Origin of the sequence: Ectothiorhodospira sp. 9100, assembly GCF_022227565.1 — a bacterium.
Lineage (GTDB): Bacteria > Pseudomonadota > Gammaproteobacteria > Ectothiorhodospirales > Ectothiorhodospiraceae > Ectothiorhodospira > Ectothiorhodospira marina.
On the sequence record NZ_JAJNAN010000056.1, the window covers coordinates 1 to 15,703 of the forward strand.

Sequence of the window (15,703 nt, forward strand, 5' to 3'; positions counted from 1 at the left end):
GGACCGGCACAGTGCCTATCCCCCCCCTCATCCCCGCCCCTTCTCCCCGTGGGGGAGAAGGGAGTGTTTGTAGCTGAATCTTGGTTCTTTCACGTTAATCCACATGAGTTTCCATCCACAGATCCAGCATCATCAAAATCCACACCATCTCCCCGTAATAGGCCGCGTGCTGCTGGTGCAGATGGATGAGCTCATCAATGAAGGCGGGCTTCATGATCCCCCGCTCCTTGAAGCGCAGCAGGCCATCGTAGGCCATCTCCCTGAGCGGGGGATGGTCCTGCATCCACACCCCAAACGGTAGACCAAACCCGTGTTTCTTCTTGTGGATGATCTCATCGGACAGGAAACCCGTCATGGCCTCCTTGTAAAAGTGCCGCAAACGCCCCTTTGAGGCCTTCAAGTGGGAAGGCACCCGGCAGGAGAATGCCACCAGGTCATCATCCAGCATTGGATACACCACATCCACACCCGCCAGCTGGCACATGCGACTCACCTTGCGCAGGTCGTTGTCCGCCAGGGTCTGCTGCCAGTCCAGATACATCATGCGGTTCAGTGTCGAGGCCTCGGCGGGGCGTTGGTAGATCTCCCGCATGAGCGACCAGGGGGCCTCCTCATTCACCTGCCCCAGAAAGTCCGGCTCAAACATGTCGGCCAGATTCAGGCGATACAGATGGTTGTAGGTCTGCAGTCGATCGGGCAGGGGGATGCGGGCCTGCTCCACATAGCTGCGAGCCTTGCCCAGCAGGGGTACACCACGGGGTGGCCTCGTGAACAGGGGCTCCAACAGGGAACGGCGCAGCGGCCCAGGCAGGCGGCCCCAGAGTTCAAAGACATCCTGCTTCACATAACGGGCATTGCCGGCAAAGAGTTCATCGCCGCCATCCCCCCCCAGCAGGCGCTTGATACCGGCATCGGCGGCCATGCGGGCACAGAAATAGGCGGGCAGGGCCGAGGAGTTGCCAAAGGGCTCATCGTAGGCCGCCGCGATCAGCGGCACTGCCTCTACCACGTCCTCGGGGGTCACATAGTATTCGTGGGTCCGGGTGTTGAAATGGCGCGAGGCCGTGCGGGCATAGTCCATCTCATCGTAGCCCGGGGCATCGAAGCCGATGCTGAAGGTGTCGGCCTCGCCAGGGCGCTGCCGGGCCAGGTAACCACTCACCGTGGAACTGTCCAGCCCGCCGCTGAGAAAGGCCCCGGTATGGGGCTCATCGCTCAGGCGTTGCACCGAGGCCTCCAGGCGCTGGTGAAGCTCCTGGCCCAGGGCGGCGCCATCGGCCCCGGCCGATTCCTGGAACACGGGCTGCCAGTAGGGTTTCACCCGGGCGGGGCCACCGCCTTCCAGGATCAGGCACTGACCGCCCTGGAGCTTTTCCAGTCCGTCATACAGGCTGACCGGGGCTGGCAGCATATGAAAGAAGAGGTAATGAAAGAGGCCGTCGGGGGTGACGCGGCGCTCCATCCCCGGGTGGGCTAGTACGCTGGCGGCCGAGGTGCCGAAGGCCACACCGCCCGGAATGCGGGCGAAGAACAGGGGGAACTGGCCGATGCGATCAATACCCACCAACAGGCGGCGGTTGTCCGGGTCCAGCACGCAGGCGGAAAAGTCCCCGCCCAGGTGCTCGAGGGCGCCCAGTCCATGCCGCCGGTAGGCCTCCAGCAGGGCGGCCGCCGGGCTGTGGTCACGGGCCAGCGCGGCGAGTTCAGCATCATGCCACTGGGGGTGCCCCACAATGGCCCCGATCACGCCGCCTGGCTGTCCCGCCACCCAGCCATCCCGGGCCAGGCAGGCCCCGCCCGGTGTTTCCAGCTTGCTGGTGGCGGCGCCACTTGCAGCGGGCAGCGCCTCGGCGCAGGATGCGCCGGTTTGCGCAAACCGGCTGCCATCCGTGGTGAACCATCCGCAGAGTCCTGACATATGGCTGTTCGCCTGTGGTGATCGGGTTATATACTTCGGGGCTTACCAACCCACTCAGCGGGCCATCATAAAACATCCCCGCCCCCAGGGGCATCCGGCCCGGTCAAATGGCTTGCCATGAGATCCCAATTCGAAGAAGTCTGGCGCAGGCGTTTCACCGAAAGGGGTCGCCTGTTCGATGACGATGCTGGCATCGCCGGCTGGACCGACACCGGCCTGGAAACCCGCTTGCGACACTTTCAGCGGGTGTGGCCGGGCGATGTCGCCGGTGCCCACTGGCTGGACGTGGGCTGCGGCGCCGGCAGCTACACCCGCTACCTGGCAGAGCAGGGCGCGACGCCCGTGGGAGCGGATTACTCGTTGCCCTCGGTGCAAAAGGCCCAGGCCCGCAGCGATGAGGCCATCCAGTGGCTGGTGGCCGATGCCAACCGACTGCCGGTGCGCCCGGGAGCAGTGGATGGCGTGATGTGTTTTGGGGTCCTGCAGGCCCTGTCCAGCCCTGAGAGGGCCGTGGGCGAGCTGGTGGACGCCACCCGGCCAGGTGGGCAGATCTGGATCGATGCCCTGAACCGGGGGTGTCTCACCACGTTGATCAAGCGCGTTCGGGCCCGGATAGGCCGCCGCCCGCTGAATCTGCGTTACGATGACCCCCGATCGCTGTCGGCGCTGCTGAAAAAGTCTGGCGCCGAAGACATCAAGGTGTACTGGGTTCCCATCCTCCCGGGGCGATTGAGCCGGTTTCAGCCCTGGGTGGAGTCGAGGGCAGTGCATGCAGTGCTGGAGTGGATTCCCTGGGTTGGGGGGCTACTCAGTCACGCCTTTGTGGTTTCTGCCACAAGGTGCAACCATCCGTAATCCAAAGATAACCATCGGGCCAGCCGCCTGGGGAAGACCAAGGCAGCTGGCCGGGCCAAGACATGAGGAACACAATGTCGAGCATGGAACAGATCAAAGGCGTCCTGGACACCGTCCTGGGCCTGAATGGGCGGGCAGCCTCCTTCGACGCCTCCACGCAGTTGCTGGGGAACATCCCCGAGCTGGACTCCATGGCCGTGGTGACCGTGATCACCACCCTGGAGGAGCAGTTTGGCATCATGGTGGACGATGATGAGATCAGCGCCGAGACCTTCGAAACATTGGGCTCTTTGACGGAATTCGTGGATGGCAAACTGGCGGGGGCGTGATTGAACCAGGATTCGTCCAACACGCGCATGGAAGTCGGTTTCATCCAGGGCAGGCAAGGCGCACTCTTCCAGGTGGTGCATCGTCCACCTGAAGGCGTATCCGAGCGCGGCACCGTGCTGTACGTTCATCCCCTCATGGAAGAACACAACAAATCCCGACGCATGGCGGCCCTGCAGGCGCGGCAACTGGCCGCCCAGGGCTGGGTGGTGGTCCAGCCGGACCTGTACGGTTGTGGTGATAGTGACGGGGAATTCGAGGATGCCCGATGGGCGTTGTGGCTGGAAGACCTGCATGCCTGCTTGCAGAATCTGCCCCACGACGCGCGTCAACCTCTCATTCTATGGGGCCTGAGAGCAGGGTGCCTGCTCATCAGTGATCTGCTTTTCTCCCATCCATGCACGCCTGCCCTGACGATCCTCTGGCAACCGGTCACCCAGGGAGACGTCCATCTGAACCAGATCCTGCGCCTGCGCGTGGCCTCGGGGATGATGTCAGGCACCCAGGGGGAGACCACCAAGGCCCTGCGCGAACGCCTGCAAAACGGCGAGACACTGGAAGTGGCGGGCTATGGCCTGCACCCGGAGTGGGTGGCTGGACTCTCGGCGGCGACACTGCAGCCTACCCCATCGGGCGAGGTGGCCTGGTTCGAGGTATCGGGTACCGCCGATGCTCCGCTTTCACCGGCTGCCCAGCGTCAGGTCCAGGCCTGGACGGCGTCCGGTATGACCGTGCATGCTGAGGCGCTGATGGGCGAGCCTTTCTGGACCACGCAGGAGGTCCGCGAAGTGCCGGAACTGATCGAGGCCACCACCCGGCGCGTCCAGGACGTCATCACCCCATGACCCCCGATGCCTTCCTCTTTCACGTGGACGAGGTGCCCCTGGTGGGTATTATCCACCCGGGTGCGCAGCAAGCCCGTACCGGGGTCTTGATCATCGTGGGTGGCCCCCAGTACCGGGTCGGGAGCCATCGGCAATTTCTACTGCTGGCCCGGCATCTTTCCGCCCAGGGTATCCCGGTGATGCGTTTTGATTACCGGGGCATGGGCGACGCCGGCGGTGATCAGCGAGACTTCGAACACATCGACGAAGACATCGAGTCAGCCATCGATGCCTTTCAATCCCGGATGCCCCATCTGGAGCGTGTGGTCATCTGGGGCCTGTGCGATGCCGCCTCGGCGGCCCTCATGTATGCCTGGCGTGATCCCCGGGTGGCCGGGCTTGTGCTCCTCAACCCCTGGGTGCGCACCGAACAAGGCCTGGCCAAGGCCTATCTCAAGCACTATTACGTGAAACGGATGTTCAGCCGGGATTTCTGGTCCGGTGTGTTCAGTGGGCGATTCAATCCGCTTACTTCCCTGCGCTCGCTTGCCGACCTGGTGCGTCGTACCGTGGCGCGCCCGCCCCAAAGCTCGCGAAACAGCGATGCTCGGTCATCGCGAGCCGCAGCGCTTCAAGGTGAGTTGCCAGAGCGCATGGCGAGTGGCTGGCAGCGCTTTGAGGGGCGCATCCTGCTGATTCTCAGCGGGGATGATCTGACGGCGGCGGAATTTCGCGATGTGGCAGCGGGGTCACGGGCCTGGTCCGGTCTGCTCAGTGAGTCGCGCGTTACGCTGCATGAGATGGATCAGGCCAACCATACCTTCTCGAGGCGTGAATGGCGGGATGATGTGTCCAGGGCTACACTGGCCTGGGTGAAGCAAGTCGACTCTTCTCGCGATGCTGATTGGTGATGAGGATGCAGGTCTTTAAAAAGGTCAGGGATACGTATCTCTTTTCCACCATGCGCCAGTTGAGCGGTCGCGACGCAGCCTGGTTCCTGTTGTCGGAAGGGTTCTGGCGTCTGAGTGGTGGGCGGATGCGCGTCATAAAATACCATTTTCTGGTGCAACCACTGAAAGCGCCGGCGGGTGTGCAGACCCGGCCAAGGGGTAACCTGGAGATTCGTGAGGTTTACGAAGGCGATCCAGTGTTTGGCTCGATGGGGCGTCCATCCGAATGTGTACGGAGCCGGTTTGAACAAGGCGCACGCTGTCTGGTCGCATTGAAGAATGACGAGCTGGCCGGTTTTCTCTGGTGGACTGAGGGCCCTTATAAAGAGGATGAGGTGCGATGTACCTTTGAACCTTCACCTGCAGGGGTTTCTGTCTGGGACTTCGATGTGTTTGTCTTCCCCAAGCATCGGTTGTCCATGACCTTTCCAAGGCTCTGGCAGGAGGCAAGTCGGCGATTATCGGAACAGGGATTTAAATACACCTGTAGCCGGATATCCGCCTTTAATCCCGGATCCTTGCGGTCGCATCAGCAAATGAAAAGTAAAGTGGTTGGGTCGAGGGTGTTCATTGGTATCGGTTCCCTGGAGTTGAGTGTTGGGCGCGGGCGACCAAGGCTCAGTATGAGCCGCAAGGGCTCGTCTGGCCCCTGGATAACTATTGCGCCTTGATCTGAGGTTGAGGGGTGGCTTGTGATGCGTATGTGGAATCTTTTTTGCTGTGTCTTTGTGGCCGGTTGTCTTGCGCTCTTGCCATCAGCCGTTTTGGCCGAGTCCTGGTGTGGCGCCATTCCAGGTCACGGTAAGGATTATATTACCAATAAAAAAGCCCTCGACGTCGTGGAGCGATATCACTTTACCAATGATGTCAGGATGCTGCGGCGAGGTGCGTCAGGCTATATCGCCAATGATTTGGATTATGTGCTGAACCATTTTCCCAATCATCATGCTGCGCTGGATGCCTTCAGTCGGCTGGCGATCCGCGAAGGGACTTCAAAGCCAACGCATGCCCAATGGAATATAGAATGTCGATTCTATTGGGCGCGTACCGTGAATTCCAACGATGCGATGGTGCCTTTTATTCAGGGTCTGCACCATTACAGGCAGGGTAAGATGGGGCAGGCCAGGGAATACTTGGAGCAGTCGGTCAACCTGAATCCGGACAACCCTGAAGTGCTTTATAACCTGGGCGTTATTCTGGTCAAGCTGGGTGACCATGAGGAGGCACGCCTCCACGCTCAGGCGGCCTATGCTATGGGGCACCCATTGCCCGGATTGAGAAATATGCTGGAGCGAGCAGGGTATCCATTATCCGCGACGGAGGCGCAAGATTAGTGGGTGCTTGGCCAACTGTCAGCAGACACAGTCTCGGACCATGGTCTGGCCCATCATGGCAAAGGTGTGCCGGATTTCTACAAAACGGGAGTGAGTGCATGCCAATGATCGTTGCAATACAAGGCGTGCATCTGCATGCGTGATCTCCTGCTTTTTGCGATCATCATGGGGTTGGTCCCCATCACTCTCATGAAACCCTGGATTGGAGTGGTGGGTTGGTACTGGGTGGGCATGATGTCTCCCCATGGGTTGACTTGGGGGTTCATGCAGACGTTCCCGCTGGCCATGGTTATCGGCGGCGCGACACTGATTGCCCTCGTGCTGACAAAAGATCGGCGGCCACTGCCTTTTACGCGTGAGATTGCGCTACTTGTGGTGCTGGCTGCGTATGTGACCTTAACGTCATATCTTGCCATAAACCCATCGGGCGCATGGAGCCAATGGACCAACTTCATGAAGATCCTGGCGATCACCTTCGTGGCGCCGATGTTGGTGTACGGTGAGAAACGGGTGCTGGTACTTCTGATTGTAATTACCTCTTCGCTCGCGTTTTACGGACTGAAAGGGGGACTATTTTCGATCCTTACAGGTGGGCAACATATGGTCCTGGGTCCGCCCAGGTCCTTTCTGGCGGGTAATACCTATATCGGTATGGCTATGGTGATGATCCTGCCTATGATTCTGGTGACGGCGCGAATGTTACGGGAGCAGTGGGTCGATTGGGGGAGGGGGTGGATTCAAAAGTTCTCGGTACCTGCCGGGTGGGGCTTCTACGGGGTGTTCTGGTTGACGGCGGTTGCGATCCTTGCCACCTATTCCCGTGGCGCTCTGCTGGGTATTCTTGCCGTGGCACCGTTCATCTTTCTACGTATGCGGCATAAATTGGTGCTTGTGGCTATGGCCGTTCTACTCGTTGTCGGCGTGGGGGTTACCGTGCCAGACAAGCTCATGGCCCGCTGGCAGACCATTCAGACATATGAAGAGGATCAGTCGGCAATGCAGCGCATCCAGGCCTGGGGCGTGAATTGGAACATGGCTCAAGAAAGCCCCCTCGTCGGAATGGGGTTTGGTAATAGAGGCATGGGATATGACTGGTGGATTCAGTTTGCCGAGTTTGAGGGCGAATGGAGGCACATTCTGTCCCCCCATAGCACCTATTTTCAGGTTTTGGGCGAGCATGGGTTCGTTGGTTTGGGGATTTACTTATTGATGTTGGTCTTTATGCTCCTTACGCTTCGCCGCATCCAGATGACAGCGAAGCAACGAACCGGCCAGTTGTGGCTGGCCGAGTATGCCTGGGCGATGAAGATAGGACTGATTGGTTTCATGGTGTCCGCGGCGTTTCTCGACATGGCGTACTTTGAGCTGATATACGCCTTCCTGGCGTTGACCGTCATCATGCGCAGAGAGTTGGACGAAGGCATGGCGCGTGTGGGGGGGGGCAAGATGGACTTGGTGCCGACCGAACCCAGGGGGGCGGTACCGAGATACCCCGGCTTTGTCGCAGATAACTCGCAAGATGCTGTCCGTGGCGAGAGATGATGGGCATGTGCATGGCGTGATGCCAGATCCCGGAGACTCAATGGATCCAGCTCCCGTGCTCCATGATTGTCTCGCCGGCCTGACCCGTGGCATCAGCGTATATACCGATGCCATGGGCATTCTTCAGGATCCCGGTACTGGGGATGCGACACCACCTGACCACTATGGGCAGGTGGCTGGCGCCCTGGCCCTTTACTTGCGGGAAGGTGTGGACCCTGGTTGGCAGAAACTCCTGAACGCACGAGAGGCCAAGCCAGGCAGAGAGCTGGGCCACGCCCCTTTCAATCGGTTCCTGCTCCTACTGTTCAGACGTGCCCTTGAAATCCGAGACCCGTCTTCCGAAGCCCTTGAACTGGTTACACGAGAGCAGAGCCGCTGTCGTCTGGTTCGCAGGTATCCTTCCAACAACTGGACCCTCCTGGCAGGATTGTGTGAGTTGCTGGAGAGCAATCAGAGTGTGAAAGCTGCCAAGATCGAAGCGTCACTGATCCAGTCCCTGGATGCCTGGCTGACCCCCGAAGGTGGGTTTGTAGACTTCCCCTACCGAGAGTCAAAAAACCAGAGGGGCGCCACTCCGATTGCCTATCATCACAAGGCTTTGTTTATCGCTACCGTGGCGGCGGCCGTCACTGGGTCCCCTGCCTGGATGGACCGAGTGGAACGCATGATGCGCTGGGCCCTCATGTGCTGGGATGGGCACGGTCATGTTGGGGGCTTGGGTCGCAGCAATCATGCCCTTTTCGGAGATGCCTGCCTGGTGGCAAGCCTCGTGATGCTGGGGTTTTCTCAAGGTGATCGTCCTCAAAACCCGGCACAGCAGATGCTTCAGGGTATTCTTCGGCGGTGGTGTTCCCAGCAGCGCCAGGATGGGCTCATCGGGCTGAATCCGTCAGGTGATGAGCGTGCGGGCTGGGATGGCTATATGTATCTGAGTGTGTACAACGCCTGGACGGCGGCCGTGCTGAGTTGGGGGCTCCATGCCGCACCTTCCATGGAGTGGACGCGGGAACGTGCCTTCTGGCGCGATGAGGCACCCGGTAACCCTTTGAAGCACGATCCCTGCGCGGGTATCTGTCGTTGCGGTAACCCCACATCAGCCTTCATGTTGATCAACACTGAGGGGCAGATTCCTCAGGCCTTTGCAAACGGTGCCGTTGAATTGCGTTATTCCGGTGGCCTGCCATTTCATCTCACATGGCAAGGGCGGCTCTTATGCCCCCCGCCGGTTCGCCTGGCCGTAGCAGATTTACTCGCGTGTCCAGCACGGGCGGGGTGGACCCCAGTCTTCCAGGCCTCTGATCAAATGTTGTACGGATTGACCGACTGGGTCGAGGAGGCGTGCGTCGAGTCGGATGAGATCGTCGAAATCCGCTTGACCGGGATACCGCGTCAATTGATCCGGGATCCGGTGGAAGGGTTGCTGGGCAGGGTTCGGGCAGCGCTGGATTGGCGCATCCTGGATGGTCGCCTTGGGCGCTCGGCCGTACTGAAGCGAAGCTTACTCACGGGGCTTGAGGCGAGGCTACACATCCGGTTTCACAAGCATCGCCCTCAACTGGACTGGGAAATGGCGCTGATTCCTGGCGAGACGGGAAATATCCGCTGGCTGAATCCGGGAGCGCATGCCCTGTTATCGGACACTTTGCCAGCCCAGGCTCATGTCGTGATCAGGGGCGAGGGGCTGGAGGAGAGAGACGCTGACGCCGCATCTTGTTGGATAGAGCATCCCATGGATGCCTCGCTGCCGGGTGCCATAGGTCGGTGTCTGGAACCCCTGCTGCTTCAAGGAGGGGCGTCTCATCCATTGATGCTGAAAGGGAGGCTTGCCTGGTCCCTATAGTCGGTCCAGTTGCTCTTCCAGCTCCATCAGATAGAGGCTGGGCTGTAAGTACCAAGTGCTTGGGCATTGCATCCGCATAAGATCCCGAGCCAGCATCGCCACGATGCGCTCCGATTTGACCAGGCGGGATCGTAACCGACGGGGGTGGCTCATGTAGTGAGCCAGAAACTCCGCCACCCCTCGTCGGTAGAACGCGCTCTCTGCGGCCCCTGTGGCGCGCGGTGCGTGCTTGTCTTCAAAGGGAAGGTGGGCATGCTGGGGATAACTGCGCCGGATCGTTTCATCATGCAGGGCATTGCCCATGGAGTATGTGGGATCCAGGTTCCAAAAAAAATCGAATAGCTCATGGTCCAGGTAGGGGCAATACACCGTTTCTACCGGGCTCAAAATAGAGAACGGTATCAAACCAATTCCCCTTCGCGTTCTGTTCCAAAAGATAAAAGACATCCATGGATTGGCGGCTCCGAGGTGGGTCTTTAGTTCGTTGTCAATTCTTTCCACAGCCAGTGTCTCGTCCAAGATCCGCCGAGGTGTATCTTTCAGGCTGGATTGAAGGAACTGGGTCAGCCCGCTTTCTTGGGTGAGTGAGATGGCAACATTCCTCGTCTGACCCGACTTTATTAGTGATAACCTATTCTCATTTGCCTGCAGGCCTCCAGAGAGAACATCCCCTGCAAGCCCGTCATAGACTGTTTTGGTACCATTGGCTTTGAGGTAGGCTGCGACGGGCAAAAGCCACGTGTGGCCGCTACCACAGAAATGGGTTACTTCAATGTCCTTCAGGTTGGCCTGGAAATAGGATCGGGGCATGGCGATCTCCTCGTGCACCAGTTCCAGTTCCCTCGCCAGGATGCGAGCGATGCGTAGGTCCTCGTTCGATGAAGGTGGTCGCGATTGCACAGTGACCGTGAGGTCGGGTTTGTGCCCCTGTTCCAGCAGCTCAAACAGGATGTGGCGCGAATCCCTTCCGCCACTGATGGGCAGGGTGAAGCCACTGGCCGGTGGCGGTCGCCGGGAGATGGCTTGCCGGAAGAGTTGTCCATACTGCTCGACGGCCTCATCGAAAGATGTGACAGGGGTTTCTGGAACGGGCACATCCATTGAGCCGCGTCGCAGGGTCAATTTCCCTTGTCGCCAGGTCAGCGTGCTGCCGGGAGGCAAAAGATGAACATGCTCAAACGGGGTGTCTTCCTGAAGGAAGAAACCTAGGCGCAGAAACACAGCCAGGGCGGCCACATTCAGTGTCTTAGGGAAATCGCCCCTCAAAACATGCAGGATGGAGGGCGAGATGCGGATCTCTCCGGCATGGCAGGCATAGAAGAGGGGATAGATGCCATAGCGGTCATTACGCACCGTGAGTGCGTCCCCATCCCACGACCATTCCACGAAGATTCCATCGGGGCCGTGCCGCCCCCCCAGGTCGAGCCGGTGACCCAGCTGGCAGTTTTCGACCCCGTCCGTCGTGATCCGCCCGCCTCGCCATAGGGCCGAAAAGTAGGGGCGTTCCTGGCTCGATAGCGTCGAGGGATCAGATACCTGCATGCGGGAACTCCGGTTCGGGCTTATCAATTCAGGGTTCAAGCCACCGTCTTGTTGCGAAAAATCCTCAGCAGATTGGCGGGCAGCAAGAGGAGAGTGGCCGGGTCCTCCCGGAGTGTGGCCAGCACCAGGGGCCAATCCACCGGCATGCGACGGTGCACGAGATGCAGCAGGCTTGCCAGGAAGGCATGCCGGGCGTCGGATAATTGCCCCCGTACATACTCCTCCTGTGAGGAAGTCAGGTTGATCTGCCGAAGAATGGCTTTGGCCAAGCGGATGTAGCTGGAAACCAGTCGTACCGATCCCTCGCTTCCCCACTGTGATTTGTCGAAGATGTTCACCCCCTCGCCTTCATGAGCGTACACCCTTGGGGAGAAAGCCACCTTCTCCAAGTGTTGTCCTAATGTCAGCTTGAACAGCCGATCCTGACCATTGAATATCGTGGGGTCGAAGCGTACATGCGAAAACCGGGCGAACTGATAAGCGAAGACGGTGGTACTAACCAAGCTTGTGCGCCTGACTAGCAGGTCAAAGAAGTCCCCTTGAAACGCGTGGATTCCACGCTCCGCATCAATAATCGGGTGATCCTTTGGTTTGAGATCCATGCCTTTGTCCGCCTCCCATTCGAACCGTGTCTTCTCCTGCCCGGCCCTGGCGCTGTTACCCATGAACAGGTCATAGCCCTGTTCCATCGCATGCACCGCGTCAGTCAGAAAGGGGCCGGTCCACTGGTCATCCGAGTCCAGGAAGGTCACGAAGGGCGTATCCTCCGGTACATGGTCAAGCCCGGCGTTGCGCGCCGCGCCGGGGCCGCTGTTGGGTTGCCGGACGATGGTCAGCCGCTCCCCCGCCTCATCTAGCAGTGGCGCTAACTCACCATCTACCGATATCGGCGACCCATCGTCCACTACGATGATCTGGTATCCCACTTCTCCCGGTTGTTCCAGAATGGACCGCACGCATTGTGTCAGCAGGCCGGCCTTTCGCTGGAAAAACGGGATTACAATGGCGATCCGTGGCGGATCCTGGTGCATTTTCCCTTCCTCGTTCATGTCATCCGGGAGCGTGCCCGTGGCATTATCCCTAGAGTTCCCGCAGGTCACGGTTCCAGGCCCGCCATGCTAGCCCAAAGTGCCGTGGGCTGTCTCGTCCGGGTGGGCGGTGGTTCAGGGATCAGGTAAGATTATTAAAGCTAAGGGGCCGTCCTTCTCCGGGATGCCCCCCCATTGGCCGCAAGGATGCGCGCATCCCTCCAGACGGCCGCAGTTCAAGGCAGGATATGCTCAATACGATCAAGAAGTTGAACGCCCTTCTCCACCCGCGGGATCGCACCCGGGTGCTTCTGTTGATAGGGCTCATGATCGTGACGGCCTTTGTGCAGACGGGGGGCGTGGCCTCCATCATGCCTTTCCTCTCCGTGCTATCGAACCCCGAAGTGATCCATGAGAATGCCTGGCTCCTTGCTGTGTACGAGGGCCTGGGGTTTCAATCCGAGCGCGCCTTCCTGCACTTTCTGGGGATCATTGCCTTCGTGGTGTTCGTCTCAGGCACCGCCCTCCAGGCCCTCACCTTCTGGGCCATCAATCGCTTTACACATATGCAGCAGTACGAGCTCTCGCGGCGGCTGATGGGGGACTACCTGCGCAGGCCCTTCAGCTTCTATCTCAGCCGTAACTCCGGGGATCTGGCTAAGACCGTCCTGCACGAAACGGCCCAGGTGACAAACGGTGCGCTCATGCCCGCGATGCGGCTTCTCAGCCACCTGCTGCTGGCAATCACGATCATTGCCCTTCTTGTGGCCGTCAAACCGTGGCTGGCCATTATCGTTGCCACAGCACTTGGCTCCATCTACGGCGCAATCTATCTGACTGCCCGCGCCTGGCTGAGCAAGGTGGGCAGCGCCCGCGTTGTCGCCAACCGCGAGCGGTTCACTGCTGCGGCTGAGGCCTTTGCTGGTGCCAAGGAGATTCGCCTGCTGGGGCGCGAAGGGGCCTACCTGGAGCGTTACCGCAATCCCTCACGGCGCTTTGCCAAGTACCAGGCCAATGCGGCCTTGTTGAATCAATTGCCGATGTATGCAATCGAAGGAGTGGCATTTGGTGGTGTGCTGCTGCTCGTCTTGGTACTGATGTCGGGCGATGGGGGCCTGACGAACGCGTTGCCTCTCATCGGTCTGTATGGTTTGGCGGGTCGGCAGCTCATCCCGGCGTTTCAGAAGATCTTCGCTACCCTGGCAGCCCTGAGGTTCAATATGGCTGCGGTGGATGACGTGCTTCATGATCTGGGAGACCGCGAAGGGTCACAGCCCTTTGGGGGCGCCATTGCCGTGTCGGATCGACTGGTGCCTCGCAACGCGATCATTCTGGATGACGTCTCATTCACCTACCCAGGTACCGATGAGGCCTCATTGCGCGGTGTCTCCCTGGAAATCCCGGCGCGCACGACCGTGGGTATTGTCGGATCCTCCGGGGCGGGCAAGAGTACCTTGGTGGACCTGCTTCTGGGGCTCCTGCAGCCGGACCAAGGAAAAATCCTGATCGACGAGACGTCCTTGACGGGTTCGGATGTGCGCCGCTGGCAGGCCGCATTGGGATATGTACCGCAGCACATCTTTCTGGCGGACCAGACGGTAGCCGCAAATATTGCCCTGGGTGTGCCTCCTGAGAAGATCGATGAAGCCGCAGTTTACCGCGCCGCCAAATTGGCCAATCTTCACGAATTCGTCCTAAACGACCTGCCTCAAGGTTATGAAACCGTGATCGGGGAGCGGGGCGTGCGCCTCTCGGGTGGCCAAAGACAACGCATCGGTATTGCTCGTGCACTCTACCGCAACCCGGATGTCATTTTCTTTGATGAGGCCACCAGCGCCTTGGATAACGCCACTGAAAAGGTTGTGATGGAGGCCATTCACAACTTGGCGGGGCAGAAGACCATCATCCTGGTGGCTCATCGGCTGACCACCGTGAAACCCTGTGACGAGATCCTGGTGTTGCACAAGGGCGCTCTCGTAGAACGGGGAAGTTGGGAGACCCTGAACGAGTTGGGGCATGAGTTCAAACGCCTCGCAGGGGGGGCGGTGTAAGACCATGGGATGTCCTCAAGCCAGTGTCATCGTCCCTGTCTACAATGCGGCTGACACGCTCAAGAACTCTGTTTCTTCGCTGCTCCGGCAGCATCTTTCAGATCTTGAAATCATTCTGGTGGACGATGCCTCATCCGATTCCACCGCCTCGGTGATGCAGTCGTTGGCAGGCGGCGATGCGCGTATCAAGACGATCTTCAAGGCCGTGAACGCTGGAGTGCACGAGGCGCGCCGCTCAGGCCTTGAGGCCGCTACCGGACAATGGATCGGCTTCATGGATGCGGATGATCATGTGGAGCCAGAGATGTTTCAACGTATGCTAAGCGCGGCGAAGACCAATGACTCTGACATTGTGATCTGCAGTGTGGATCGGGTGGCGCCTTCAGGGGAGCGATTGGGGATGAAGTTCCGTTTCAGGGAGGAACAATGCGTGACTGATCACGTGTACGATCGCTTCTGCCGCCACGAATTTGGTACCGGCTCCCTTTGGAATAAGCTTTATCGCCGTGAACTCATCATGGAGCATGGGTTGAGCAGCTTTCGTTGGCGACAGGACATCAATGAAGATACCTTGGTGAATATTGGTTGCTTTATGAGCGTACGCAAGGTCACGACGCTTCCGGCGATTCTATATCATTATGTGGCACGACAAAATAGTGCTTCCATGACTGATGATAAAGCCCGAGCGCTGACGGATATGCTCCGGGCTTATGGGCTTGCCGTAGAACTCTATAGCCACCATGGTCCGCAGGTCATGAAAGGTATCGATATCCTTTATCGAACCCAGTTGTCGTATCCTTGTTACTATCTAGAAGATCCATCCGCCCTATATGAGCATGGTCATCGCTTATCAGAGGTCATGGCTGTTCTATCCGCCCGGCATCCTGCAGGGGTCGGTGTCTTGGTGAGCTATTTGGGTCGGCCAAAGCAGGCCTGCCCAACTTCGCTGGCCGAGCAGTGGTCCGGCTGGTGCCATAGTACGATAATGCTTGCCTCTCAATTAAAGTCAGCGCTGTCGAGGCGTTTAAATCATGCTTATAGGCGTATTGGATATTGATATGCGTTTGATTGGGGCGCCCGTTCATTCCTTCTTTCCGTTTTATTGTTCTCCGGTATAACTATGGTTACCGTGATCTTTTCGACTCACAATGGCGAGCGTACGCTTCCTAGAATGCTGGAAGCGTTCTGTGCCTTGGAGTTCCCTCAAGGGGGGTGGAAGATTATCGCAATCGATAACGCCAGCACGGACGGTACATCGGAAGTGCTAAGAAACTACCAGCATCGTTTGCCCCTTGTCTTGTTATTTCAACCCAAATCGGGCAAAAACGCGTCCCTTAACATGGCGCTGCCCCATGTTGAAGGTGATCTCGTAATATTTACAGATGACGATGTGCTGCCTGATGCGGGGTGGCTTACCACTTTGTTGAGAACTGCGGAGTGTAAGCCAGAGTATGATGTTTTCGCTGGAGCGATTATCCCAGAGTGGCCAAAA

14 protein-coding genes are annotated in these 15,703 nt (G+C 58.9%); 11 read left to right on the forward strand and 3 right to left on the reverse strand.

Going from position 1 to position 15,703, the window contains the following annotated elements; translation table 11 throughout:
* Nucleotides 1–94: 94 nt before the first annotated feature.
* Entirely contained in the window at nucleotides 95–1,918 is a 1,824-nt protein-coding gene (locus LPW29_RS13295) for an asparagine synthetase B family protein (protein ID WP_238628417.1), read from the reverse strand.
* 117 nt (nucleotides 1,919–2,035) lie between these two features.
* Here LPW29_RS13295 and LPW29_RS13300 point away from each other — a divergent pair, with 117 nt between their 5' ends.
* The 8 genes from LPW29_RS13300 (at nucleotide 2,036) to LPW29_RS13335 (ending at nucleotide 9,590) form a co-directional block, all read left to right on the forward strand.
* Nucleotides 2,036–2,773 carry a class I SAM-dependent methyltransferase gene (locus tag LPW29_RS13300; RefSeq protein ID WP_238628418.1) on the forward strand — a complete coding sequence of 246 codons (738 nt, stop codon included), beginning with the start codon at nucleotides 2,036–2,038 and terminating at the stop codon, nucleotides 2,771–2,773.
* 74 nt (nucleotides 2,774–2,847) lie between these two features.
* Nucleotides 2,848–3,102 (forward strand): acyl carrier protein, encoded by a 255-nt coding sequence (locus LPW29_RS13305; RefSeq protein ID WP_238628419.1) that lies wholly within the window; start codon nucleotides 2,848–2,850, stop codon nucleotides 3,100–3,102.
* A gap of 27 nt (nucleotides 3,103–3,129) precedes the next feature.
* The gene (locus tag LPW29_RS13310; RefSeq protein WP_238628430.1) at nucleotides 3,130–3,945 is read left to right on the forward strand and encodes a hydrolase 2, exosortase A system-associated; all 816 of its coding nucleotides are present in this window, start codon (nucleotides 3,130–3,132) and stop codon (nucleotides 3,943–3,945) included.
* Nucleotides 3,942–4,835: a hydrolase 1, exosortase A system-associated gene (locus LPW29_RS13315; RefSeq protein WP_238628420.1), complete on the forward strand. Its 894-nt coding sequence runs from the start codon at nucleotides 3,942–3,944 to the stop codon at nucleotides 4,833–4,835. Before LPW29_RS13310 ends, LPW29_RS13315 begins: the two co-directional genes overlap by 4 nt.
* 5 nt (nucleotides 4,836–4,840) lie before the next feature.
* Nucleotides 4,841–5,545, forward strand: coding sequence for a hypothetical protein (locus tag LPW29_RS13320; protein ID WP_238628421.1), 705 nt, complete (start codon nucleotides 4,841–4,843; stop codon nucleotides 5,543–5,545).
* 24 nt (nucleotides 5,546–5,569) lie between these two features.
* On the forward strand, nucleotides 5,570–6,208 hold the full coding sequence (locus LPW29_RS13325) for a tetratricopeptide repeat protein (protein ID WP_238628422.1): 639 nt from the start codon (nucleotides 5,570–5,572) through the stop codon (nucleotides 6,206–6,208).
* 135 nt (nucleotides 6,209–6,343) lie between these two features.
* Nucleotides 6,344–7,750 (forward strand): putative O-glycosylation ligase, exosortase A system-associated, encoded by a 1,407-nt coding sequence (locus tag LPW29_RS13330; RefSeq protein WP_238628423.1) that lies wholly within the window; start codon nucleotides 6,344–6,346, stop codon nucleotides 7,748–7,750.
* A 40-nt stretch (nucleotides 7,751–7,790) separates the two neighbouring features.
* Nucleotides 7,791–9,590 carry a hypothetical protein gene (locus tag LPW29_RS13335; protein WP_238628424.1) on the forward strand — a complete coding sequence of 600 codons (1,800 nt, stop codon included), beginning with the start codon at nucleotides 7,791–7,793 and terminating at the stop codon, nucleotides 9,588–9,590.
* Here the strand turns inward: LPW29_RS13335 and LPW29_RS13340 are convergent.
* Together LPW29_RS13340 and LPW29_RS13345 are read right to left on the reverse strand one after the other, a co-directional pair.
* Entirely contained in the window at nucleotides 9,585–11,132 is a 1,548-nt protein-coding gene (locus LPW29_RS13340; RefSeq protein ID WP_238628425.1) for an asparagine synthase-related protein, read from the reverse strand. The two genes, LPW29_RS13335 and LPW29_RS13340, sit on opposite strands and share 6 nt — an antisense overlap.
* Before the next feature lie 35 nt (nucleotides 11,133–11,167).
* Nucleotides 11,168–12,163, reverse strand: a complete 996-nt coding sequence (locus LPW29_RS13345) for a glycosyltransferase family 2 protein (RefSeq protein ID WP_238628426.1) — start codon at nucleotides 12,161–12,163, stop codon at nucleotides 11,168–11,170.
* 245 nt (nucleotides 12,164–12,408) lie between these two features.
* Between LPW29_RS13345 and LPW29_RS13350 the strand changes: the two genes are divergently transcribed.
* The 3 genes from LPW29_RS13350 to LPW29_RS13360 form a co-directional block, all read left to right on the forward strand.
* Nucleotides 12,409–14,211 carry an ABC transporter ATP-binding protein gene (locus LPW29_RS13350; protein ID WP_238628427.1) on the forward strand — a complete coding sequence of 601 codons (1,803 nt, stop codon included), beginning with the start codon at nucleotides 12,409–12,411 and terminating at the stop codon, nucleotides 14,209–14,211.
* A complete protein-coding gene (locus LPW29_RS13355; RefSeq protein ID WP_238628428.1) occupies nucleotides 14,177–15,268 on the forward strand; it encodes a glycosyltransferase family 2 protein in 1,092 nt (363 codons plus the stop codon). The genes LPW29_RS13350 and LPW29_RS13355 overlap by 35 nt, the downstream gene beginning before the upstream one ends.
* A gap of 63 nt (nucleotides 15,269–15,331) precedes the next feature.
* The coding region (locus tag LPW29_RS13360) for a glycosyltransferase (protein ID WP_274520337.1) at nucleotides 15,332–15,703 on the forward strand (372 nt) is incomplete at its 3' end.

Excerpts from the sequence above, each read along its gene's own strand:
- LPW29_RS13295 (WP_238628417.1), bottom strand. The coding sequence starts at position 1,918 with ATGTCAGGACTCTGCGGATGGTTCACCACGGATGGCAGCCGGTTTGCG.
- LPW29_RS13300 (WP_238628418.1), top strand. The coding sequence starts at position 2,036 with ATGAGATCCCAATTCGAAGAAGTCTGGCGCAGGCGTTTCACCGAAAGG.
- LPW29_RS13305 (WP_238628419.1), top strand. The coding sequence starts at position 2,848 with ATGTCGAGCATGGAACAGATCAAAGGCGTCCTGGACACCGTCCTGGGC.
- LPW29_RS13310 (WP_238628430.1), top strand. The coding sequence starts at position 3,130 with ATGGAAGTCGGTTTCATCCAGGGCAGGCAAGGCGCACTCTTCCAGGTG.
- LPW29_RS13315 (WP_238628420.1), top strand. The coding sequence starts at position 3,942 with ATGACCCCCGATGCCTTCCTCTTTCACGTGGACGAGGTGCCCCTGGTG.
- LPW29_RS13320 (WP_238628421.1), top strand. The coding sequence starts at position 4,841 with ATGCAGGTCTTTAAAAAGGTCAGGGATACGTATCTCTTTTCCACCATG.
- LPW29_RS13325 (WP_238628422.1), top strand. The coding sequence starts at position 5,570 with ATGCGTATGTGGAATCTTTTTTGCTGTGTCTTTGTGGCCGGTTGTCTT.
- LPW29_RS13330 (WP_238628423.1), top strand. The coding sequence starts at position 6,344 with ATGCGTGATCTCCTGCTTTTTGCGATCATCATGGGGTTGGTCCCCATC.
- LPW29_RS13335 (WP_238628424.1), top strand. The coding sequence starts at position 7,791 with ATGGATCCAGCTCCCGTGCTCCATGATTGTCTCGCCGGCCTGACCCGT.
- LPW29_RS13340 (WP_238628425.1), bottom strand. The coding sequence starts at position 11,132 with ATGCAGGTATCTGATCCCTCGACGCTATCGAGCCAGGAACGCCCCTAC.
- LPW29_RS13345 (WP_238628426.1), bottom strand. The coding sequence starts at position 12,163 with ATGCACCAGGATCCGCCACGGATCGCCATTGTAATCCCGTTTTTCCAG.
- LPW29_RS13350 (WP_238628427.1), top strand. The coding sequence starts at position 12,409 with ATGCTCAATACGATCAAGAAGTTGAACGCCCTTCTCCACCCGCGGGAT.
- LPW29_RS13355 (WP_238628428.1), top strand. The coding sequence starts at position 14,177 with ATGAGTTCAAACGCCTCGCAGGGGGGGCGGTGTAAGACCATGGGATGT.